Below are 22,256 nucleotides of genomic sequence, written 5' to 3'. Positions count from 1 at the left end.
CCCCGACCAGCAAGGAACGACATGGCGTCCAGCCTGATGAAGGACTCGGTCCGCCCGGGCACCCCCGGTTCCGAGAAGACCTTCTTCGGCCACCCCCGCGGCCTGGCCACTCTCTTCATGACCGAGATGTGGGAGCGTTTCTCCTACTACGGCATGAGGGCGCTGCTCCCGCTGTACCTGGTGGCCCCGGGTGGCCTGCACCTCAACGCGGGCACGGCGACCGCTATCTACTCGGTGTACGTGTCGCTCGTGTACCTGCTCACCCTTCCCGGCGGCTGGGTCGCGGACCGCTTCCTCGGCCCCCGCAAGACGGTCGCCGTCGCGGGCCTGATCATCATGCTCGGCCACCTGTGCCTCGCACTGCCCGTGGCCGCCAGCTTCTTCGTCGGCCTGGGTCTCGTCGCCATCGGTTCGGGCCTGCTGAAGGCCAACATCTCCACGATGGTCGGCCACCTCTACAAGGGTCCGGAGGACCCGCGCCGGGACGGCGGCTTCACGCTCTTCTACATCGGCATCAACGCCGGTGCCTTCGTCGCGCCGCTGGTCATCGGCACCGTCGGTGAGAACGTCAACTGGCACCTGGGCTTCGCCATCGCCGCGCTCGGCATGGCGCTGGGTCTGGCCCAGTACCTGCTGGGCGGCCGTCACCTGAGCGCGAAGAGCAGCGAGGTCCCCACCCCGCTGTCGGCCGACGAGAAGTCCGTCACCCTGCGCAAGGGCCTGACCTGGCTGGCCGTCGCCGCGGTCTTCTACGGCGTCGTCGGCGGCACCGGCCACTTCACCCTGAACTGGGCGCTGATCCCGCTCACCGTCATCGGTCTGATCGTGCCGATCCTGGTCATCGCCCGGATGCTGCGCGACAAGGACCTGAACTCGGCCGAGAAGTCGAAGGTCCGGGCGTACATCTGGTTCTTCGTCGCCGCCGCGGTCTTCTGGATGATCTACGACCAGGGTGGTTCGACCCTGTCGCTGTTCGCCGAGAAGAGCGCCAAGAACTCGATCTTCGGCTGGGAGTTCCCGGTCTCCTGGTACCAGTCGGTCAACCCGGTCATGATCATGGCCCTGGCGCCGGTCTTCGCCTGGCTGTGGCTGTGGCTGAACCGGCGCGGCCAGGAGCCGAGCACGATCGTGAAGTTCGCCTCCGGCCTCGTGCTGATCGGTGTGTCCTTCTTCGTCTTCCTCGCCCCGCTGTCGATCGCCGAGGGCGGTCACAAGGCCGCGGCGATGTGGCTGGTCGCGATCTACTTCGTGCAGACCATCGGTGAGCTGACGCTGTCGCCGGTGGGCCTGTCCGTGACGACGAAGATGGCGCCGACGAAGTACGCCTCCCAGATGATGGGCGTCTGGTTCCTCGCCGTCACCGCGGGCGACTCGCTCACCGCGCTGATGTCGAACCCGGCCATCGGCGGGGTCAATCTCGACAAGATGGGCTACGTCGGCCTGGAGGCGGCGCTCGCCGTGATCGCCGGTCTGGCGGTGTGGATGTACCGCAAGAAGGTCAACAAGCTGATGGGCGACGTCCGCTGACGTAACCCGCCGAAGAGGGCCACCGCATCCCCGGATGCGGTGGCCCTCTTGCGTACGTCCGGGCCTAGCGTGTCCTGCGTCCCGGCAGGAACGTGAAGACCGCGCCGCCCAGGAGGATCGCCGTGCCCGCCACCAGGCCCAGTGCCTTCAGGGCGCCGTGGTCGCCGGCGCCGGTCTCGGCGAGACCGCCGGAGCCGCTGCTGCCGCCGGCCGAGGAGGTGCCTCCCGACGTCGACGTACCTCCGGACGAGCCGCCCGGCTGCCGGCTCGTGTCCAGCGTGAGCGAGACCTCCGTCCTGGTCGGGGTGCACGTCGTGGTCGTGCCGAGTGCCTTGACCGTCAGGACACCCGGGGACAGCGTGGAGCTGCCACTCGCGCCGGGCCTGTAGGTGCCGGTGAGGTCGGGGATTTGGATCGGGTCGCCGGACTTGACGGGGTTGGCGTTGGCCGGCCCCTCCACGTGCACGGTGCCCTTGTCGGCGCCGCCCAGCACCACCTCCATGGACGGCTTCACGGAGTCCTTCGGGATGTCGGCGGGGCTGTTCATCACCGACTTCTTGAACTGCACGGTGAGGTCGAAGTCCCCGCCGTTCCTCTTTGCGTTGATCTGCACCGGCGAGGTCGCGTTCTTGTCGCCGATCGGCGTCTTGCAGGCGTAGGGGATCTGCACCTCCTTGCCGGTGAAGTCGCTCTGCCCGCTGCCGCCGGTCGCGGTGGCCGTGGGGGTGCTCGACCGGGTCGGGGTCGCCGACCCGGTCGCGGTGGCCGACTGCGTCGGCGTCGTGCTCGACGTGCCGCCACCCCCACCCGTCACCCGGATCGTCGCCGCCTTCTGCACGGTCTCCTTCGGCGTGCACTTGGTGTCCGTCGACATCGCGTTGACGGTGTACACGTCCGGCGTCAGCGTCACCGCACCGGCCGCCGTCAGCTTCAGGCTGCCCTTCATGTCGGACAGCACCATGTCGCCGCCCTTGGGGATCGCGGGGTTCGTGCGCGTCCCCTGCATCGCGAGGTCGGCGGTCTGCGCGCCGGCCGCCTTCAGCACGCCGGACGGCTGGACCGAGTTGGCGGGCAGGTCGATGATGTCGGGGTTCTTGGACGCGGCCTGGACGAACTTCCAGACGACGTCCACCGTGTCACCGACCTTCGCCGTGGCGGGCGCGGTGATCTCGACCTTCGTGGTGCCGTCGACGGGGCTGATGCCCGCCGGCGGCACGCAGTGGGTGGCGTAGGACACCTCGGCCGCCTGCGCGGGGCTCGCGGCGAGGCCCAGCAGGACGCCCGCACCGCTCAGCGCCAGCGCGGCGCCCGCGGCCGTACCTCTCCTTCGGATGCTCACGTGGGTCCTTTCGTGGTGGGAGTCGTAGGACTCGACGGGCTGTCGGAGTGCGGTGCGGAGAGCCGGCCGGCCGGGTCGCCCGGGACGGAACCCGGGGCGAACCACGGCAGGGTCGGGTTCGTGGGGGGCGGTTCGGAGGGGCGGGCGCGCGGCGGCGACAGCGGCAGCCGCAGGACGGGCCGGGACGGCAGCCTGTGGCCGCTGCCGCGGGAACCGCCCGGGCGGCTCGGCCGTACCCGGTCCACCACGGCCATGCCGATGCGGAACAGCGCGGCCGGGACCACCAGGCAGAGCAGGATCCAGAACAGCGTCACGCCCCAGGGACGGCCCACGCCCCACGGCTGTTCGGCGAGGACCTTGCCGTCGTACTTCAGGGACACGGTGTAGTCGCCGTGCGCCCCGGCGGACAGCTCGACCGGCAGCCTGACCTCGGCGCGTCCGCCGGGCGCCAGGGTGCCGTGCCACCGCCGGTCGTCCCACTGCGGGGCGAAGACTCCGTGCGCGGAGCCGACCTGGAAGACGGGGTCCCTGAGCGCGCTCGTGCCGGTGTTGCCGACGGTGAAGACCAGGGTGCGGCTCGGAGGCGCCCCGAACCAGGTGAGCGGTCCGCTCGATCCGGTCAGCCGGGTGTCGGACAGAACCGCCAGCCGGCCCCCGGACTGTTCGGCGGGCAGCGGGGCGACGGGGTGCCCGGCGACCTGCAGGACGGCGTCCGCCTGCGCCTCGGCGCCGGTGACGGTGGCCACGTGCACCACACAGGGGCAGGGCACGGGCGGTTCGGCGACCGGGAGTTTCCGGCTGAAGGTGCCCCGGGCGTCGGTGGTCACGGCGCGGCCGTCGCCGTTGGCACAGGAGTTGGTACCGCCGACGACCCCCCGGGACGGTGTGGCCCGCCCGCACACCAACAGCATCAGCAACGTGTGCGACCGCCAGCCGCTGCCGCTCACGGTGACCGCTCCCCCGGCACCCCCCTGCGACACCGACAGCTTCACCACCGGCCCGTCCGCCGCGACCGCCGCCCGCCCGGACAACGACACCGCGAACAGCGCGAGCACCACCGCCCACGCCGACAGCCGCGGAGCCCGTACGTTCCCGCTCACTTCACCGCCCCTTCCGCCGACGCATCACCACAAGGACCGCCCCCGCCGACGCCCTCCACCCCACCGGTCGGCACACCGCCGCCCCTCCCGCTCATCGGGGCACCGGTTGCCGCGTGTTCGACCGCCGGAAGGACGGTCGCCGGGATTCCGGCGGCCGGCTGGCCGGCCGACGGCTGGTCGGCGGCCGAGCGGTCGGCCGGCGGGTGGTCGGCCGGCGGGCCGCCGAGCGCCGGGCGGGCGGGCGACCGGACATGAGTCGGCAGGAGTCCGGCTCCCGGGCCACCGGTCGCCGAGCCGTCGAGCCGCGGGCCAGGCGGCGCCGAGCCGCCGGCCGTCGGGCGGGCGGGTGTCGAGGGTACGGCCGCCGGATCGTCCGACGTCTGGGCGCTCGGCAGCAGGCCGACGGGGGCCGAGTCGCGGGCCCGCCGACGGCGTCGGTGCCGGTGTGCGGCCAGCAGTCCGGCCGTGGTCAGCAGCACGGCGCCGCCCGTGGTCGCCGGCGCCGGCCACGGCACGAAGTGTGCCGTCGCGGTCGCCGTGCCGTGGGCTCCCCCCGGGGCCGTGACCGTCAGCCGTACGTCGACGGCGTCCAGCGCGGGCCGGCCGGGCCAGGGCTCGGTGAGCTTCAGGCGTGCACCCGGGCGCAGGCGGACGGGGAGCGTGCGCGGTGCACGGTCCAGTACGGGGCCGAGGATGCCCTCCGCACGCACGGCGACCCTCGGCACGAGGACGGTCGTACCACGGTTGACCAGCTCGTACGTGATGCGGTCGGCGCGCACGGCGAGGTGCTCGACGGTCAGCGCGGCGAGCGCGGGGCCGCCCACGCGCAGCCGGACCGGGACGGTCGCCGTATGACCCCCGGTGTCCCGTGCGACGACGGCACCGGAGCGGTCGCCGGGCGCCGCCCCGACCGGCACGGTCACCGTGAAGGGCACCTCGGCGCGAGTGCGGGCCGGGACGCGTATCCCTTTCCCGGCCTTCTCGGCGAACGCGGTCCGCACGCCGGTGCCGGACAGCCGTACGACGACCGGCGCCCGTCCGGGATTGGTGACGGACACCGTGTCCTGCAGGACCGTCCCGGGCGTGCCCTCGGCGTAGAAGGACGGGCGGCCACCGCCCCCGGGCGCGACGGACCAGCCCACGGCGGCCGGGAGACGGGGCGCGGCACCCGGCGCGGCGCACAGGCAAAGGGTCGCGGGCAGGACGGCGCAGGCCTGGAGTAGGGCGCGGGCCCGGGGCAGGCGCCGTTGGCGGATCAGGGCGCGGGCGGCGGACGGCATGGGCGGCTCCAGCGGGGCCCAGGACGCAGTGGGGCCTCGGGTTGAGTGGGCCTCGGTTCAGCGAGGCGTGCGCTCGGCAGGGCGGGGTTCAGCAAGGGGTGCGCTCGGCGGGGCGGGACCCGTACCGCCGGTCCGGCACATCAACGCCGTACCGTCTGCCCCCGCCGGGTCAGCCAGAGCGCGCCCGCCGTGCCGGTGAGGAGCACCGTGCCGCCGAGGGTGCCGAGCGCGACGGCGGAGTCGTCGGGGCCGGTCTGCGGGAGCTGTCCGCCGGAGGAGGAGCCACCGGAAGCCGGGGACGAGGAAGAAGACGAAGAAGACGAAGAAGACGAGGACGAGGACGAGGAGCCGCCGGCTGCGGTGACGTCCAGGGTCAGGCCCGGTTCGGGGCTGTTGGCCGGCGTGCAGGTCGTCGTCGTACCGAGTGCCTTGATGACGAGCCTGCCCGGCGTGAAGGTGACCTTGCCGGTCTTCCTCGGCGTGTACGTCCCGCTCAAGTCGCTGATCCTGATGGGCGTGTCGGCGGGGATCGCGGCCGCGTTCGGGGGCCCGCTGACCGCAAGCGTGCCGCTGTCGGCGCCGCCCAGCCTGATGGTGGCGCTCGGACTCATCGCGCCCTTGCCCAGCTCGACCGGGCTGGAGGAGACACCTTTCTGCCAGGTCATAGTGATCTTGTACCCGCTGCCGCTCCGGACGCCCGTGATGTCGATGGGCGAGACGGCGCTCTTGACGCCGATCGGGGTCTGACAGCGGTAGTCGACGTCGACCACGCCGGCGTGGGCGGCCGGCGCGGACAGCAGCACCGCCGAGCCGGCCAGGGCCGCGGCGGACGCGAGCGCGGCGGTTCGTTTCGGGTACGACACGGTCGGTCCACCCCATTCATTCCCGATGAGAGTTCCGGACAGCGTTTCCGCCAGCATTCCTGACGGCACATCAGATTCGGCCGTCAAGGTACGCCCGGCGCCGTGAGGAGGGAAGACGCATCACACGCCGGAGTTGTGGCGATCCGGCGTGTGTGACGGGTGGCTGGAGTGGAGGGTGGGCCCGGGCGCCCTACGGCCGGCGCAGCACCTCCGGCAGACCCCAGCGCCGTAGCACCTCGGGCACGGCGACGGTGCCGTCGGGCCGCTGGTGCTGTTCCAGCAGGGCCGGCACCAGACGGCTGGTGGCCAGGCCCGAGGCGTTCAGGGTGTGGACGTACGCCGCCCTGCCGCCGCCGGCCGGGCGGTACCGGATGCCGCCGCGCCGGGCCTGGTAGTCGCGGGCGTTCGACACCGAGCTGACCTCCGCGTAGGCGCCCAGGCTGGGCAGCCAGACCTCGACGTCGTACGTGCCGGCCTGGGCGGCGCCGGTGTCCCCGGCGGCGAGCCGGGTGACGCGGTAGTGCAGGCCCAGGCCGGCGACCAACTCCTCGGCGCGGGCGAGCAGTTCGCGCTGGGCCGCGTCCGAGTCGGCGGGCCGGGTGAGCTGGAACAGTTCGACCTTGTTGAACTGGTGGCCGCGCAGGGTGCCCCGCTCGGCGGTGCGGTAGCCGCCGGCCTCCTTGCGGTAACAGGGTGTGTAGGCGACGTACTTGAGGGGCAGCTCGCGCTCGTCCAGGGTCTCGCCGTGGTGCAGGGCGGCGAGTGCCGTCTCGGCGGTGGGCAGCAGGAACCGCTCGGGACGGCCGTCGGCCGCGCGGTCCGTGACGAAGACGTCGTCGGCGAACTTGGGGAACTGGCCCGCCGTGTAGCCGGCCTGCCAGGTCAGCAGGTGGGGCGGCAGGACGAAGGTGTAGCCGGCCCGGCGGTGCCCGTCCAGGAAGTGGTTGAGCAGCGCCCATTCCAGGGCGGCGCCCTCGCCCCGGTAGACCCAGTGCCCGCTGCCGGCGAGCGCGGCGCCGCGCCGGTGGTCGACCAGGCCGAGGTCCTGTGTGAGCCGCACGTGGTCCAGGGGCGGGAAACCGAACCCGGGGCGGGCGCCCCCGGTGCGGACGACCTCGTTGTGCTCCTTGCCGCCCGCGGGCACGTCCGGGTCGGGGAGGTTCGGCAGGACGTCGAGGAACGCGCGGTGTTCGGCCTCCAGCCGGCCGTGTGCCGCGGTCGCCGCCGCGACCCGGTCGGCCAGTTCCGCGGCCCGGGCGAGCGGTTCGCCGGCCGGCTCGCCCGCCCGGCGCCGGGCCGCGACGTCCGCCGAGGCGCGGCGCCGTTCGCCGCGCAGCCGTTCCAGGGCCGTAAGGGCCTCACGCAGCCGTGCGTCGAGGGCGAGGAAGGTGTCGAGGTCCACATCCAGGCCGCGTTTGGCCAGGCCTTCGCGGACACGTTCGGGGTGCTGGCGGATGAGGGTGATGTCAAGCATGGCGCTGCCCAACTGTGCGGCGGGACGGCACGGTCCGCCCCGGGTCGGTCCCTCGGGGCGTGGGCGAGAGGGTGCTCGCGGTGCCACCACGCCTTCGCCGTCGTACGACGGCCTCGTCGGGCCCGATGACGGGGGCCGGCCGGCGGGGCATTTCCTCCCCGCACTCGGGAGGGGATTCACCCCGGGGTGCGAGGCCGCCTTCACAGCGGGTGGCGGCTCTCTCGGCTCGCCGGCCCCGGGCTACTTGTCTCCGTCAGCGCGTTGCGCCCAGCGTAGGCAGTGCCGTACCCGGCGGAAACCGAATTTCCCCGCGCCACGTGCGCCGGGGTACCGATGGCCTACGCCGGTGCGCCCAGCTCCGCCCACACCGTCTTGCCCGGCCGGCCCGCCGCGCGGACGACGCCCCAGTCCAGGCACAGCCGCTGCACGATGAACATGCCGTGGCCGCCGGGGCGGCCGGCGCGGTGCGGGGTGCGGGGTGCCGGCTGACCGGTGCCGCGGTCCGAGACCTCCACCCGGATCACCTTGTTGTCGCAGGCCAGGAGCAGTTCGTCGGGCCCCTCGGCATGCAGGCAGGCGTTGGTGACCAGCTCGGAGACGACGAGCAGCACATCCTCGGCGGCGGCCCGCTGGTCGGCGCCGCCAGCGGGCAGCCAGCCCCAGGCGTACAGCGCCTGGCGGGCGAAGTCGCGGGCGAGCGGGACGACCCCGCTCTCGCCGAGCAGGCCGAGTCTGCGGACCTGCGGCCCGCCGGTGTCATGAGTGCCGCCGGCGGGTCCGGACGGCGCGGCTGCCCCCGTGGGCACGCCTGCGGTCGGCGTGCCCCCCTCGGACGCCCCGGAAGCGCCGCTGGGCTCCGGGCCGCGGTCGCCCGGCGAGTAAGGCCGGGTGGTGCTCATCAGCGCTTCACCTCACCGATTCACCGGTTCACGATTCAAAAGGCCGGCACCGGTCCGTGCCGGCGGGTCCGTACGTCGGCCGTACGTCGGCCGCCCGTCGCCCGCGCGGGGTGTCCTGCTCGCCCGTCCGTCGCACGTGCGTCCCGTTCAGTCGTTTCGCCGGTCCCGGGGCGGTCCGGGCGCCCGGCGGTTGTCGGGGGTCTCCCGCTTCTCCTGCCCTCTCCTGCCCGGCCGATCCGGCACGACACCCCCGTCTTCGGCGTGACGAACGCAACGCCCGGGAGCCGGCGGCACACGGGAGGGCGGGGACGGCGGGCTCAGTCGGCGCCGTCGACCAGGGCCGCCTCCACGGAGTCGTGCACGGTGAAGACCGCCTCGGCCCCGGTGATCTCGAACACCCGGGCGACCACCGGCTGCATCCCGGCCAGATGGACCCCGCCACCGGCGGCCTCCGCCTTCAGCCGGGCGCCGAGCAGGACGTTCAGGCCCGTGGAGTCGCAGAATTCCAGGCGCGAGCAGTCCACGACGAGGCGCGAGAAGCCCTTGGCCAGAAGGTCGTCGAGGGGCTCACGCAAAAGATCGGCGGTGTGGTGGTCGAGTTCACCCGCAGGTGTCACAACGGCGCTGGAGCCCTCTTCCCGCACCTCCACCAGAAGCCGGCCCGACTGTGCGCTGCCGACCGTCCCGTGGTCCATGCCGTCTCTCTCCCGAGGTCGTGGACGCTGACTGCTGTCGAACATTACGCCTTCCCTGCACACTCCGGCACCCGAAGAACCTCACAGAAACGGACATACGCGAACAGAACGCACTTGCGATCGTCTCGGTGAAGCGGGTAGGGCTAGTAAGGACACCTACCGCTACACGCCGGCTTTGGAGGCGCCGCACACCGCAGTGCACGCACGGCTTCGGCAGCCATATGCCGAGAACGATGGAGGACACCATGTCACCCCGGCTCGACGCATCGCATACCCCGCTCGCGACGTCGACACCCCCACCGGAACAACTGGATCATCCCATCGACGCCCTCGACGCCTTCGAGGGACTCCCGGAGATCCCCCCGTACGACGAGATCGGCCCGGTCGACGCGCGGGCCCTGTCCAAGACCCTCTTCGAGCGCCTGGAGTCGGTGGAGGAAGGGACGCACGAGTACTCGTACGTCCGCAACACCCTCGTCGAGCTGAACCTCGCGCTCGTCAAGTTCGCCGCCTCCCGCTTCCGCTCCCGCAGCGAGCCGATGGAGGACATCATCCAGGTCGGCACCATCGGCCTGATCAAGGCGATCGACCGCTTCGAACTGGCCCGCGGTGTGGAGTTCCCCACCTTCGCGATGCCGACCATCATCGGCGAGATCAAGCGTTTCTTCCGCGACACCTCGTGGTCCGTGCGGGTGCCGCGCAGACTGCAGGAGCTGCGCCTGGACCTGGCCAAGGCCGGGGACGAGCTGGCCCAGCGGCTGGACCGCGCGCCGACGGTCGCGGAACTGGCCGAGCAGCTGGGCATCTCCAACGACCAGGTCGTCGAGGGCATGGCCGCCTCGAACGCCTACACCGCCTCCTCGCTGGACGCCCAGCCCGAGGAGGACGAGACGGAGGGCGCGCTCGCGGACCGCATCGGGTACGAGGACCACGGGATCGAGGGCATCGAGTACATCGAGTCGCTCAAGCCGCTGATCGCCGGACTCCCGCAGCGGGACCGGAAGATCCTCTCCCTGCGGTTCGTGGCGAACATGACCCAGTCGGAGATCGGTGAGGAGCTCGGCATCTCCCAGATGCACGTCTCCCGGCTGCTGTCGCGCACGCTGGTACGGCTGCGCAAGGGGCTGACGCTCGAGGAGTGACCGGCGCACCCCCGCCGCGGTGACACGCGGAAGCGGCCCGGCCGTCGGAGCCGGACCGCTTCCGTGTGCCGTGGCCCACCTCTCGAAGTGCGCGGGTATCCACGGTCCGTGCGGCCATTCCCGGATTCCCGCCGCCCTTCGGGGCGAACTCGCCCCGGCGTCCCAACCGTTATGGGGTTACCCGCGGAAACCTCTTTCCCCAGCCGTCCCCCTCGACCACTATGGCCCCCCATACCGGCTGGTAGGCCGGACCGGGACCGCAACGACGCGGCCGCCGGTGGTGCGAGGAGGCGGGACGATGGCTCAGGGGGACGGGGCCGGGACGGGCGGGACCGAGGCGGGCGGTGAGTACGAGCACGTACCCGACGCCCGGCTGACCGAACTGCTGCGCTCCGCCGCCGCGACGGCGTACCCCGCGCTGCAGGAACTGCGCCGCCGGCACCACCCGGCGGTGCTGGCCTATGCCCGGCTGTGCGCCGCGAGCGAGTCCGCCGCCCGCCGGCTGGCGGCCGAGGCCGTCACCGCGGCGGCCCGCGAGACGGCCCGCGGGGTCGAGCCGGCCGTCCCGCTGCGCCACCGGCTCCTGCTGCTGACCGCCGGACTGGCGGCCGGCTGGGCCCGCGACGAGCGCTCCGCCGGCGTCGACCCCGCAGTGCTGCTCGTCCTGAACACGTCCGGCCTCCCCGACGGCCCCACCCCGCCCCTCCTCCCCGCGTTCCAGTCGCTGCCGTCCCGTACCCAGGGCCTGGTCTGGTACGGCGTACTGGAGGAGGAGCCGCAGGAGCGGACCGCCGCCTTTCTCGGGCTGAACCGCGCGGACGTGGCCTACGGCACCCCGCAGGCCCTCAAGGCCCTGGCCCAGGCCTGCCTGCGCCGGCGCCTCGCCGCCTCCGACGACCCGCGCTGCGCCGACTTCCGGCGGCTGATCGAGGAGGCGGTACGGCCGGACGGGCCGCGCCACAGCGCCGACCTGGACGCCCACATGGCCCGCTGTCCGCACTGCACGGCCGCGTTCGAGGAGCTGAGGGCCCTGCGGGACGCGCCCCGGCAGACCCTGGCGGAGGGCCTGCTGCCGTTCGGCGCAACGGCGTACCTACGCGCCGAGGAGCCGCCGGCCGTCCCCGGTCCGCCTGCCGTACGGGTGACCCTGCCGCCCCGGCGCCGCGTCCTGCTGGCCTCTGCGGCCGTGGGTGTGGCCCTGACTCCGCTGCTGGTGTTCCTGCTCACCCCGGCCCACGGCGACGACCAGCAGCCGACGGCCGCGACGCCCACGCCTCCCCCGGTGACGGTGACGGCGACGGTCTCCCTCACCCCGTCCCCGACGGCCTCCCCCACGAAGCCCCCGTCCGCGTCCCCCTCGAAGTCCCCTTCCGCGACGCGGAGTCCAGCCCACCGGACGACCACACCCCCGCCGCCGCCCCGGCACACCACCACCCCCCGGCCGACACCCTCCTTCGCACCCCCCGGCACCTCCTTCGCCCAGGTGGTGAACCTGGCGACGGGCCGCTGCCTGGACATCCGCGACGGCGATCTGTCCGAGGGCAACGACGTCATCACGGCCCGCTGCTCCTCCGCCGGCACCCAGCGCTGGCGCTTCGACCCGTACCTGGGCGTGCTGCGCTCGGCGGCCGACGACCGCTTCTGCCTGGACAGCCGGGGCTCGGCGGACCGGGGCGTCGGCATCTGGGAGTGCGACGCGGTCTACAGCGACAACGGCGACAACCTGCGCTTCACCGTCGACCCCGACGGCACGATCCGCCCGGACATCGCCATCGAGACGGCGGTGACCCCGGACGGCCGGTACGGGGTGGACCTGCAGCCGCTGGACGGCAGCGGCGACCAGCGGTGGCGGGCCGGGGCGAGGTGACCGACGCGCCGCCCCTCACACCACCCGCACCCCGCGCCGCCACACCCCGGTCACCAGCGGGACGCCCGGGCGGTACGCCAGGTGGACGTGGCTGGGGGCGTCCAGCAGCGTGAGATCCGCGCAGGCGCCGGGGCCGAGGTGACCGACGTCGGTGCGGCGCAGGGCCGCCGCGCCGCCCGCCGTGGCCGACCAGACCGCCTCGTCGGGCGTCATCCGCATGTCGCGGACGGCCAGGGCGACGCAGAAGGGCACGGAGGAGGTGAAGGAGGAACCGGGGTTGCAGTCCGTGGACAGGGCGACCGTGACGCCCGCGTCCAGCAGGCGGCGCGCGTCCGGCCACTCGGCGCGGGTGGAGAACTCGGCGCCGGGCAGGAGCGTGGCCACCGTGTCGCCGTTCGCCAGGGCGTCGACGTCCGCGTCCGTGAGGTGGGTGCAGTGGTCGGCGCTGGCCGCGTCCAGCTCGACGGCCAGCTGGACGCCGGGGCCATAGGAGAGCTGGTTGGCGTGGACGCGCGGGTGCAGGCCCTTCGCCTTGCCGGCGGTGAGGATCGCGCGGGCCTGGTCGCCGTCGAAGGCGCCCTTCTCGCAGAACACGTCGATCCAGCGGGCGTGCGGCGCGCAGGCGTCCAGCATCTCGCCGGTGACCAGGGCGACATAGGCGGCCGGGTCGTCGGCGTAGTCCGGGGAGACGATGTGCGCGCCGAGGTAGGTCACCTCGTCGGTGTGCCGCGCCGCGAGGCGCAGCGCGCGGGACTCGTCCTCGACGGTGAGGCCGTATCCCGACTTGGTCTCGAAGGTGGTGGTGCCCTGCCGGAGGGCCTCGTCGAGGTAACGGGTGAGGTTCGCCTCCAGTTCCGCGTCCGTCGCGGCGCGGGTGGCGGCGACCGTGGTGCGGATGCCGCCCGCCGTGTAGGAGCGGCCGGACATGCGGGCGTTGAACTCCTGGGTGCGGTCCCCGGCGAAGACCAGGTGGGAGTGCGAGTCCACGAAGCCGGGCAGCACCGCCCGGCCGCCCGCGTCGACCCGGTTGTCAGTGGCGGGTGCTTTGCTGGATTCACCGGTCCACGCGACGCGGTCGCCGTCGATGACGACGGCCGCGTCCTGGATCAGACCGAGGGGGGAGCCGTCACCCAGGGAGGGGTCGTTGGTGACCAGCGTGGCGATGTTGGTGATGACGGTGCTGCTGCTCATGGTGTCCTCGTGGGTGGTCGTCAGGCGCGGAGGGCTTCGACTGCCCGCGCGAGGGCGTGCGGCACATCGGGTACGAGGGTGTGCGCCCCGTCGCGTACGACATGCCGGCCGCCCACGACCGTATGCCGTACGTCCGCCGCGCTCGCCGCGAATACGGCCGTCTCGGCGCCGAGACGCGGCACCGGCCCCGCTGTTCTGACGGAGTCGAGGGCGAGGGTCGTGAAGTCGGCCAGTGCCCCCGCTTCCAGGGTGCCCGCCTCCTCCCAGCCCAACGCCGTGTGACCGTCCGCCGAGGCCGCGCGCAGCAGGGCGGCGGCCGTCCAGTGCCCCCGGGTGCGGGTGCGCAGCCGCTCGTTCAGCTCCATCGCGCGCGCCTCTTCGAGCAGGTCGATGACGGCGTGGCTGTCGGAGCCGAGGGAGAGCGGTGAGCCGGCCCGCTGCAGGGCGACGGCCGGGCCGATGCCGTCGGCGAGGTCCCGCTCGGTCGTCGGGCACATGCAGGTGCCGGTACGGGAGCCGCCGAGCAGAGCGATGTCCTCGTCGGTGAGGTGGGTGTTGTGCACACCGGTGGTGCGCGCACCGAGGACACCGTGGTCGGCGAGCAGCCGGGTGGGTGTGCAGCCGTGTGCGGCGAGGCAGGCGTCGTTCTCGGCGGTCTGCTCCGACAGGTGCACATGCAGCGGTGCCCGCCGCTCCTGCGCCCACCCGGCGACGGTCGCCAACTGGTCGGCCGGTACGGCCCGTACGGAGTGAATCGCCGCCCCGATCCGCGCGTGGTCCCGCGCCTTGAGAACCGCACAGCGTTCGGCCCAGGCCTCCGCGCCGCCGTCGGAGAAGCGCAGCTGGTGGGTGTTGGGCGGCTCGCCGAAGCCGGCCGACACATAACAGGTGTCGAGGAGGGTGATCCGGATGCCGGCCTCGGCGGCGGCGTCGATCAGCGCCTCCCCCATGGCGTTGGGGTCCGCGTAGGGGGTGCCGCCGGGCGCGTGGTGCACGTAGTGGAACTCGCCGACACCGGTGATGCCGGCCAGGGCCATCTCGGCGTACACCGCGCGGGCCAGGGCGTGGTAGGTGTCCGGGGTCAGCCGGTCCGCGACGGAGTACATCACCTCGCGCCAGGTCCAGAAGGTGCCGGAGCCGACCTGGACGGTGCCGCGCAGTGCCCGGTGGAAGGCGTGGCTGTGGGCGTTGGCGAGCCCCGGCAGGGTCAGCCCGCGCAGTATCTCGGCACCGGGCGGCGGGGTGGCGACGCCGGTGCGGACTGTGCCGATCCGCCCGCCTTCGACCTCCAGCACGACCCCCGGCTCGACGTTCGTGCCGAGCCAGGCGTGCTCCAACCAGTAGGTCCGCTTGGTCACCTGCAGGCCAGCCCTTCCAGTACGTCGGCGAGCGCGCGCACCCCGGCCACACAGTCGTCCTCGGCGGCGAACTCGGCCGGGGAGTGCGAGACACCGGTGGGGTTGCGCACGAACAGCATGGCGGTCGGAATGCTGCCGGAGAGGATTCCGGCGTCGTGTCCGGCCCCGGTCCCCAGGACGGGCACCTTCAGGCCGGTGTCCTTGCCGAGGATGCGGCCGAGTTCGTCGCGCAGCGCGTGATCGAACTCCACGACCGGGGTGAAGGACTCGCGCACGACGTCCAGGTCGATGCCGTGGGCGTCGGCGTACTCGCGTGCGGCCTTCTCCACGCCCCCGACCACCGTGTCCAGGGTCTCCTGGTCGGCGGCGCGGGAGTCGAGCCAGCCGCGCACGAGGGAGGGGATCGCGTTGACCCCGTTGGGCTCCACCATGATCTTCCCGAAGGTGGCGACGGCACCGGCGAGTTCGGCCTCGCGGCGGGCGGCGAGCACGGTCTCGGCGTAGGACGGCATCGGGTCGCGCCGGTCGGCCAGCCGGGTGGTGCCGGCGTGGTTGGCCTCGCCCCGGAAGTCGAACCGCCAGCGCCCGTGCGGCCAGATGGCACTGGCGATGCCCACCCGGTCCCCGGACAGGTCCAAGGCCCGTCCCTGCTCGACGTGCAGCTCGACGAAGGCGCCGATCCGGGCCAGCCGCTCGGGGTCGGCCCCGATGCCCTCGGGGTCGTACCCGGCGGCCTCCATGGCCTGCGGCAGGGTGACCCCGTCGCCGTCGGTGAGCCGATGGGCCTGCTCGACGCTCAACTGCCCGGCGGTGAGCCGGGACCCGACACAGGCGAGCCCGAACCGGGCCCCTTCCTCGTCACCGAAGTTGACGATGGCCAGGGGCCTGCCGAACCGCGCGCCCCTGCCGCGTAGCTCGTCCAGCGCGGCGAAGGAGGACACGACGCCGAGCGGCCCGTCGAAGGCCCCGCCGTCCGGCACGGAGTCCAGGTGCGAGCCGGTGACCACGGCGTCACCTGCGGTCGGGTCGCCCAGCCAGGCCCACTGGTTCCCGTTCCGGTCGACCTCGTACGTCAGCCCGCGCCCCTCGGCCTGCTCCCTGAACCAGTCCCGGCACTCGGCATCGGCCCCAGTCCAGGCGTAACGGCGGTAACCACCGGAGTCGGCGTGCCGCCCGACGGGAAGCAGTTCCGTCCACATCTCGTGGAAGGAACGGGCGGCCGGCACGGGCCGCGGGCAGTCGTTCCGCAAGGCGGAACGGGCGGGCACAGCCGAACCCGCAGGCGGCGACGAGAGCTCAACCCCCGCCGACGAGTTGCCGGGCCCGCCCTCACCAGTGGTCACGCCTCGTCACCCTCACGCATCGGCACCCGAACCCCCCGCTCGGTCGCCACCGACTCCGCGATGTCGTACCCGGCGTCGACGTGCCGGATGACACCCATGCCGGGGTCGTTGGTCAGCACGCGCCGGATCTTCTCGCCGCCCAGCTTCGTACCGTCGGCCACGGTGACCTGACCGGCGTGGATGGAACGGCCCATACCGACACCGCCGCCGTGGTGGAGGGAGACCCACGACGCGCCCGAGGCCACGTTGACCATCGCGTTCAGCAGCGGCCAGTCGGCGATCGCGTCGGACCCGTCGAGCATCGCCTCGGTCTCGCGGTACGGCGAGGCCACCGACCCGCAGTCCAGGTGGTCGCGGCCGATCGCCAGCGGAGCCGCCAGCTCACCGGAGGCCACCATGTCGTTGAAGCGCTCGCCGGCCTTGTCGCGCTCGCCGTATCCGAGCCAGCAGATACGCGCGGGCAGACCCTGGAAGTGGACCCGCTCGCCGGCCATCTTGATCCAGCGGGCCAGGGACTCGTTCTCCGGGAACAGCTCCAGGATCGCCTTGTCGGTCTTGGCGATGTCGGCGGGGTCGCCGGACAGGGCAGCCCAGCGGAACGGGCCCTTGCCCTCGCAGAAGAGCGGGCGGATGTAGGCGGGCACGAAACCGGGGAAGGCGAACGCCCGGCCGTAGCCGGCCAGCTGGGCCTCGCCACGGATGGAGTTGCCGTAGTCGAACACCTCGGCGCCGGCGTCCATGAAGCCGACCATGGCCTCGACGTGCTTCGCCATGGACTCCCGGGCACGGGTGGTGAAGCCGGCCGGGTCCTTCGCGGCGGCGTCGGCCATGTCCTCGAAGGCCACGCCCACCGGCAGGTAGGCCAGCGGGTCGTGGGCGGAGGTCTGGTCGGTGACGATGTCGATGGGGGCGTTCATCGCGAGCAGCTGCGGGACCAGCTCGGCCGCGTTGCCGAGGACACCGATGGACAGCGGGCGGCGGGCGTCACGCGCCTCGACGGCCAGCTGCAGCGCGTGGTCGAGGGAGTCGGCCTTCACGTCCAGGTAGCGGTGCTCGATGCGGCGCTCGATGGCGCGCGGGTCGCAGTCGATGCAGAGGGCGACGCCGTCGTTCATCGTCACGGCGAGGGGCTGGGCGCCGCCCATGCCGCCGAGGCCGGCGGTCAGGGTGATGGTGCCCGCGAGGGTGCCGTTGAACTTCTTCGCGGCGACGGCGGCGAAGGTCTCGTAGGTGCCCTGGAGGATGCCCTGGGTGCCGATGTAGATCCAGGAGCCGGCGGTCATCTGGCCGTACATGGTCAGGCCGAGGGCCTCCAGGCGGCGGAACTCCTCCCAGTTGGCCCAGTCGCCGACCAGGTTGGAGTTGGCGATCAGGACACGCGGGGCCCACTCGTGGGTCTGCATGACGCCGACCGGGCGGCCGGACTGGACCAGCATGGTCTCGTCCTGCTTGAGGGTCCTGAGGGTGCGCACCATGGCGTCGAAGGAGCGCCAGTCACGGGCGGCCTTGCCGGTGCCGCCGTAGACGACGAGCTTGTCGGGGTGCTCGGCGACCTCGGGGTCGAGGTTGTTCTGCAGCATGCGCAGGGCGGCTTCCTGCTGCCATCCCAGGGCACTGAGTTCCGTGCCGCGCGGTGCTCGTACGGGGCGGGGTCCCGACATCGTCTGCCTCCTCCTGTTACTACATCTATTCACATCCTGCAGCCCTGAATAGAACTAGTCAATACGTCGGGGCGCACCCGTCCGCGTGCCGCCGGTGTTTGGCTGGATGTACGCGGAACGGGCACGAGGGGACACGAGGGGAGAGGTCGTGGAGCGGGAGATCGAAACGGAGGCCGCCGAGGCGCGGGAGCGCGCCGCCCGGCGGGACGAGGCCGTGCGGGCCGCCGTCGAGCAGGGACTGCTGGGGCCGGACGCCGCCGTGGCGGGGCTGCTGGACGTGACCGGGATCCGGGAGTCGGCGGCGGCCCTGCGGGCGGCCTTCGACGCGGTCCTGCCGCCCGGGACACCCGTACTGCACGCCTTCGCGGTGAAGGCGACCCCGCTGGTGCCGGTGCTGCGGCTGCTGCACGAGGCGGGCATCGGCGCGGAGGTGGCCAGCCCGGGCGAGCTGGCGCTGGCCCGCGCGGCCGGGGTGCCGGCCGGCCGGACCGTGCTGGACTCGCCCGCCAAGACCCCGGCGGAGCTGCGCGAGGCGCTGGCGCTGGGGATCGCGGTGAACGCCGACAATCCGCAGGAGCTGGACCGCCTGGACGCCCTCGTCCGGGCCACGCCCAGCCGGTCCCCGCTCGGCATCCGGGTGAACCCGCAGGTCGGCGGCGGCACGATCGGGGCGACCTCGACGGCGACCGAGACCTCGAAGTTCGGGGTGGCGCTGCGCGACGAGGGCGCGCGCGAGTGGGTCGTACGGGCGTACCTGGACCGGCCGTGGCTGACCCGGCTGCACGCGCACACCGGCTCGCAGGGCATCCCGCTGTCGCTGCTGGCGCGGGGCGCGGCGGAGGCGTACGCGCTCGCGCAGGAGGTCAACGAGCGGGCCGGGCGGCGGCAGATCGACACGCTCGACATCGGCGGCGGACTGCCGGTGAACTTCGCGGCCGAGGCGACGGCGCCGTCGTACGCGCGGTACGCCCGGCTGCTGGCCGAACAGGTGCCGGGGCTGTTCGACGGCCGGTACGGGCTGGTGACCGAGTTCGGGCGGTCGCTGCTGGCCAAGCACGGCACGGTGGTGGCCCGGGTGGAGTACACGAAGAGCGCGGGCGGGCGGCGGATCGCGGTGACGCACGCGGGCGTGCAGGTGGCGACGCGGACCGTGTACGCACCGGGGGCGTGGCCGCTCAGGATCGGCGCGTACGACGCCAAGGGGCGGCCGAAGCCGGGGCCGGAGGTGGTGCAGGACGTGGCCGGGCCGGCCTGCTTCTCGGGCGACCTGCTGGCGGAGGGCCGCGCACTGCCGCTGCTGGAGCAGGGCGACTACGCGGCGGCGCTGGACACGGGCGCGTACTACTTCGCCCACCACTACGCCTACAACTCCCTGGCCCGGCCCGGCGTCTACGGCTTCGCACCGGACGGTTCGGGAGGGGTGGCCTTCGCCACCGTGCGGGAGCCGCAGACGGTCGCCGAGGTGGTGGCGGAGTCCGGCGGAGCGCACGCGCCCGCGCTCACCACCCTCCGGGCGCCCGGGAGCCGTTGACACGCCCCCGGCACCCTCGAACAAATAGGTCAACCGCCTGAGGGCACACGTCAGTTGACCCACACTAGTACGCCGGACGCATGTTCCACTGGAAAATGCCAAAGGCTCCCACTTCCGCGCGCACGGTGCGTAGTGTCACTGTCACTCAGCCGGAGTCCCAGGCGGGAGGGGAACCCACGGTGCCCGGAATCGACGAGTGCCTGCTGGAAGCGATGCGGTTACCCGGTGCGCGGGGTGCGGCACTGGTGGACTGGACGAGCGGACTGGCTCTCGGCACGGTCGGGGAGGCGCCCGGCGGCGATCACGAGACGACCGCCGCCGAGGCCGCCGAACTGGCGCGGATGGCCGCCGAGCACGGAGCCTTCGCGGTCCACGGGGACGGGCACCCGCCCGTCGAGGACGTGATCGTCAGCAACCACGACAGTTACCACCTGCTGCGGTTCGTGGACACGTCCTTCGACAGCAGCGTCTTCCTGCACCTGTGGCTGGGCCGCGAGGAGGGCAATCTCGCGCTCGCCCGGATCCGGCTCGGCGAGATGGCGGACCGGCTGGTGCTCGGATGACCGTGGTCCAGACACCTCCGCCGCCGCTGCCCGTGCGGGACAAGTCGGCCCCCCGGGCGCTGTCGCCGATGCTGACCCGGCTCGCCGAGGAGCGGGCCACCGGCGTCCTGGTGCGCGAGCACGGCACCCTGTACCTCGCCGAGGGCCGGGTGGTACACGCCGAGAGCCCCCTCGCCCCCGGTCTCGACGTGCTCCTCACGGCCCACGGCACCCTCGCGACCGCCGCCTGGCAGCGGGCCGCCTCCCAGGCCGCCGGCCCGCTGCAGGCCGCCGAACTCCTCCTGGAGGCCGGGCTGTTACCGGCCGGCGCGCTGGAGCTGTGCCATCTGGACGCGCTGTACGACGCCGGGTACTTCACGCTGGCCCCCAGCAGCACCCCGGGACACTTCCGCTACGACAACGCGCCCCGCATCGGCCCGCTGCCCTCGGTCCCGGTCGTCGCCCTGGAACGCGAGACACTGCGCCGCCGCCTGATGCTGCACCGGCTGTGGCCGGACCCGGCCGCCGACAGCGCCCCGCTGATCCGCGCGGACCCGGCCGCCGGACCGGCCGCCACCGCGCCCGTCACACCCCGGCAGCGGGCCGTCCTGGACCGTGTGGACGGCGTCCGCACGGCCACCGCGATCGCCCGGAACCTGGGCCGGCAGGCCTTCCACACGCTGGTCGACGTACGCCGGCTCGCGGCGGCCGGCCGGGTCACCCCCCTGGCACCCGTCGTCACGGAGCCCGCCCCGCCGCCCCCGCCCCCACCCCCGGTCACCGACCCCGACATCGCGCTGCTGAAGAGGCTCAGGGATGCGCTGGAGGCGCTTTGAACGGCACCGCCCCGCCGAGAGGAGAGAGCTGATGGTGTCCGAGGAGGACCTCCAGGCCGTCCTGGCCGAGCTGCACCGGCTGCGCACCCGGGTGCCGCAGCTCACCGGCGCCCTGGCGGCCGGCGTCGACGGACTCGTCGTCGCCCACGACACTCCCGGAGTCGACCCGGAGGGCCTGTCCGCGCTCACCGCCGCCGCCCTCGGCGTCGCCGTGCGGGTCACCGACGCCACCGGCAACGGCGGCTTCCGGGAACTGCTGGTGCGCGGCGAGAGCGGCTACGTCGCCACCTACACGGCCGGCCGCACCGCCGTACTGACCCTGCTCGCCGAAGGCCGGGTCAACGTCGGCCGGCTGCACCTGGAGGGCCGCCGGGCCGGCGCCCGCATCGGGGAGCTGCTGGACGCCGCCGAGGCCGCCGCCCGGGAGGCCCGCCGGCCCGTGCGGCCCCTGGGCGCCGTCAGCACCGCGCCCCCGACCCGTACCCGCACCACCCGCACCCCCCGCACCACGGCCGCCGAGGCGCACACCGCGACCGACGGCTGAGACAGACCCGACCGTTCCGAAAGGACCACCATGGCCAACACCGAGACCGCGCTGAAGGAAGCCCTCACGTCCATCGAGGGCGCCACCGGCGTCGCGCTCGTCGACTACACCAGCGGAATGGCGCTGGGCACGATGGGCGGCAGCAAGAGCTTCGACCTGAACGTGGCCGCAGCGGGCAACACCGACGTGATCCGCGCCAAGATGCGCACGATGGAGATGCTGGGCCTCAAGGGCGGCATCGAGGACATCCTGATCACACTGACGGACCAGTACCACCTGGTCCGCCTGCTCAAGAGCCGCGGCGGCAACGGCTTGTTCCTCTACCTGGTCCTCGACTCCTCCCGGGCCAACCTGGCGATGGCCCGGCACCAGCTGAAGAGGATCGAGGAGGAGCTGGAGGTCTAGTCAGACGAGGGCCGCGGTACGGCGGCGGGCCCCGCCCGGGGCCGCGTCGCCGGCCGCGATGCCCGTACCGCGCAGACCCTTCACGGACCTGCCCGCCGGGCCCCCGCCGCGCCGGTCGAGCCAGTCGACACGCACCCACAGCAGCGTCTCCCCGGCTCGCTCCCGCCGCCCGATCCAGGCGGCCTTGAGCCACAGCCCGGTGCCGAGCCCGGCCAGCAGCATGCCGCCGGCCGCGGGCACGGCGAAGGCCGAACCGAGCGCGGCGGCGCAGGCCAGCAGCAGCCACCCGCGGTGCCCCCGGCGCCAGTTGCGCACCGTCACCGCACGGTCCTGCAGCACGTCGTACTTGCCCGCGCGGGCCGCACCGCGAGCGAGGTCGCCGTACCGCCGGCGTCGTACGAGCGCCATGGCGGCCGCGCCCACGAGGAACAACGCGGCCCCGGCGAGCACCCCGATCCGGCGCCCGGTCATCCCCTGCGGCAGCACACCGATCCCGGTGGCGAACACCCCGGACCACCACAGCGGTGCGGCCCCCGCCCGTACGACGACGGCCACCCGGGCCAGCCCCTGTCCTCCGCGCGCCACGTCATCCTCCCGTGTCACGTGTCCGCGAACATGCCTCGCAGGGAACCTAGCGGCAGAACGTGAGACGAATCTGA

Annotated in this window: 20 protein-coding genes; 8 read left to right on the top strand and 12 right to left on the bottom strand. The window is 73.4% G+C overall.

Annotated features, from left to right (window positions below):
* The first annotated feature begins 21 nt into the window (after positions 1–21).
* Positions 22–1,527 (top strand): peptide MFS transporter, encoded by a 1,506-nt coding sequence (locus ACZ7GZ_RS17825; protein WP_471025033.1) that lies wholly within the window; start codon positions 22–24, stop codon positions 1,525–1,527.
* Between the two features lie 64 nt (positions 1,528–1,591).
* On the opposite strand, the gene ACZ7GZ_RS17820 is transcribed toward ACZ7GZ_RS17825, so the two are convergent.
* The 7 genes from ACZ7GZ_RS17820 to ACZ7GZ_RS17790 all read right to left on the bottom strand — a co-directional run bounded on the left by ACZ7GZ_RS17820 (position 1,592) and on the right by ACZ7GZ_RS17790 (position 9,177).
* Positions 1,592–2,866, bottom strand: a complete 1,275-nt coding sequence (locus tag ACZ7GZ_RS17820; protein ID WP_471025031.1) for a hypothetical protein — start codon at positions 2,864–2,866, stop codon at positions 1,592–1,594.
* Positions 2,863–3,966, bottom strand: coding sequence for a hypothetical protein (locus tag ACZ7GZ_RS17815; protein ID WP_471025029.1), 1,104 nt, complete (start codon positions 3,964–3,966; stop codon positions 2,863–2,865). Before ACZ7GZ_RS17815 ends, ACZ7GZ_RS17820 begins: the two co-directional genes overlap by 4 nt.
* The gene (locus ACZ7GZ_RS17810) at positions 3,963–5,246 is read right to left on the bottom strand and encodes a COG1470 family protein (protein WP_471025027.1); all 1,284 of its coding nucleotides are present in this window, start codon (positions 5,244–5,246) and stop codon (positions 3,963–3,965) included. Before ACZ7GZ_RS17810 ends, ACZ7GZ_RS17815 begins: the two co-directional genes overlap by 4 nt.
* Positions 5,247–5,386: 140 nt before the next feature.
* The gene (locus ACZ7GZ_RS17805) at positions 5,387–6,109 is read right to left on the bottom strand and encodes an LPXTG cell wall anchor domain-containing protein (RefSeq protein ID WP_471025025.1); all 723 of its coding nucleotides are present in this window, start codon (positions 6,107–6,109) and stop codon (positions 5,387–5,389) included.
* Positions 6,110–6,299: 190 nt separating this feature from the next.
* Complete coding sequence (gene serS, locus ACZ7GZ_RS17800; protein WP_471025024.1) at positions 6,300–7,583, bottom strand: serine--tRNA ligase; 1,284 nt, start codon at positions 7,581–7,583, stop codon at positions 6,300–6,302.
* 338 nt (positions 7,584–7,921) lie between these two features.
* On the bottom strand, positions 7,922–8,482 hold the full coding sequence (locus tag ACZ7GZ_RS17795; RefSeq protein WP_471025022.1) for an ATP-binding protein: 561 nt from the start codon (positions 8,480–8,482) through the stop codon (positions 7,922–7,924).
* Positions 8,483–8,799: 317 nt separating this feature from the next.
* Positions 8,800–9,177, bottom strand: coding sequence for an STAS domain-containing protein (locus ACZ7GZ_RS17790; RefSeq protein ID WP_471025020.1), 378 nt, complete (start codon positions 9,175–9,177; stop codon positions 8,800–8,802).
* 245 nt (positions 9,178–9,422) lie between these two features.
* Here ACZ7GZ_RS17790 and ACZ7GZ_RS17785 point away from each other — a divergent pair, with 245 nt between their 5' ends.
* On the top strand, positions 9,423–10,319 hold the full coding sequence (locus ACZ7GZ_RS17785) for an RNA polymerase sigma factor SigF (RefSeq protein ID WP_471025102.1): 897 nt from the start codon (positions 9,423–9,425) through the stop codon (positions 10,317–10,319).
* Positions 10,320–10,617: 298 nt separating this feature from the next.
* Positions 10,618–12,186 carry a ricin-type beta-trefoil lectin domain protein gene (locus ACZ7GZ_RS17780; protein WP_471025019.1) on the top strand — a complete coding sequence of 523 codons (1,569 nt, stop codon included), beginning with the start codon at positions 10,618–10,620 and terminating at the stop codon, positions 12,184–12,186.
* 15 nt (positions 12,187–12,201) lie between these two features.
* Here the strand turns inward: ACZ7GZ_RS17780 and hutI are convergent, their stop codons facing one another.
* The 4 genes from hutI to hutU are packed head-to-tail and all read right to left on the bottom strand — an operon-like array spanning position 12,202 to position 17,739.
* Positions 12,202–13,377: an imidazolonepropionase gene (gene hutI, locus ACZ7GZ_RS17775; protein WP_471025017.1), complete on the bottom strand. Its 1,176-nt coding sequence runs from the start codon at positions 13,375–13,377 to the stop codon at positions 12,202–12,204.
* Between the two features lie 20 nt (positions 13,378–13,397).
* Positions 13,398–14,735 carry a formimidoylglutamate deiminase gene (locus ACZ7GZ_RS17770; RefSeq protein WP_471025015.1) on the bottom strand — a complete coding sequence of 446 codons (1,338 nt, stop codon included), beginning with the start codon at positions 14,733–14,735 and terminating at the stop codon, positions 13,398–13,400.
* The gene (locus tag ACZ7GZ_RS17765; protein ID WP_471025014.1) at positions 14,732–16,078 is read right to left on the bottom strand and encodes an allantoate amidohydrolase; all 1,347 of its coding nucleotides are present in this window, start codon (positions 16,076–16,078) and stop codon (positions 14,732–14,734) included. Before ACZ7GZ_RS17765 ends, ACZ7GZ_RS17770 begins: the two co-directional genes overlap by 4 nt.
* Positions 16,075–17,739 carry a urocanate hydratase gene (gene hutU / locus ACZ7GZ_RS17760; RefSeq protein WP_471025013.1) on the bottom strand — a complete coding sequence of 555 codons (1,665 nt, stop codon included), beginning with the start codon at positions 17,737–17,739 and terminating at the stop codon, positions 16,075–16,077. The genes ACZ7GZ_RS17765 and hutU overlap by 4 nt, the downstream gene beginning before the upstream one ends.
* A 106-nt stretch (positions 17,740–17,845) precedes the next feature.
* Here hutU and ACZ7GZ_RS17755 point away from each other — a divergent pair, with 106 nt between their 5' ends.
* The 5 genes from ACZ7GZ_RS17755 (at position 17,846) to ACZ7GZ_RS17735 (ending at position 21,597) form a co-directional block, all read left to right on the top strand.
* A complete protein-coding gene (locus tag ACZ7GZ_RS17755) occupies positions 17,846–19,270 on the top strand; it encodes a type III PLP-dependent enzyme domain-containing protein (protein WP_471025011.1) in 1,425 nt (474 codons plus the stop codon).
* 179 nt (positions 19,271–19,449) lie between these two features.
* Positions 19,450–19,833: a hypothetical protein gene (locus ACZ7GZ_RS17750; protein WP_471025010.1), complete on the top strand. Its 384-nt coding sequence runs from the start codon at positions 19,450–19,452 to the stop codon at positions 19,831–19,833.
* The gene (locus tag ACZ7GZ_RS17745; RefSeq protein WP_471025009.1) at positions 19,830–20,648 is read left to right on the top strand and encodes a transcriptional regulator; all 819 of its coding nucleotides are present in this window, start codon (positions 19,830–19,832) and stop codon (positions 20,646–20,648) included. The genes ACZ7GZ_RS17750 and ACZ7GZ_RS17745 overlap by 4 nt, the downstream gene beginning before the upstream one ends.
* A 31-nt stretch (positions 20,649–20,679) precedes the next feature.
* The gene (locus tag ACZ7GZ_RS17740; RefSeq protein ID WP_471025007.1) at positions 20,680–21,192 is read left to right on the top strand and encodes a roadblock/LC7 domain-containing protein; all 513 of its coding nucleotides are present in this window, start codon (positions 20,680–20,682) and stop codon (positions 21,190–21,192) included.
* Between the two features lie 30 nt (positions 21,193–21,222).
* Positions 21,223–21,597: a roadblock/LC7 domain-containing protein gene (locus ACZ7GZ_RS17735; protein ID WP_471025006.1), complete on the top strand. Its 375-nt coding sequence runs from the start codon at positions 21,223–21,225 to the stop codon at positions 21,595–21,597.
* Here the strand turns inward: ACZ7GZ_RS17735 and ACZ7GZ_RS17730 are convergent, their stop codons facing one another.
* Positions 21,598–22,182 carry a hypothetical protein gene (locus tag ACZ7GZ_RS17730; protein ID WP_471025004.1) on the bottom strand — a complete coding sequence of 195 codons (585 nt, stop codon included), beginning with the start codon at positions 22,180–22,182 and terminating at the stop codon, positions 21,598–21,600. It abuts the gene before it with no gap.
* Positions 22,183–22,256: the final 74 nt, after the last annotated feature.

Source organism: Streptomyces sp. NPDC037288 (genome assembly GCF_055603265.1).
This window is presented reverse-complemented; position numbering and strand designations above follow the sequence as displayed.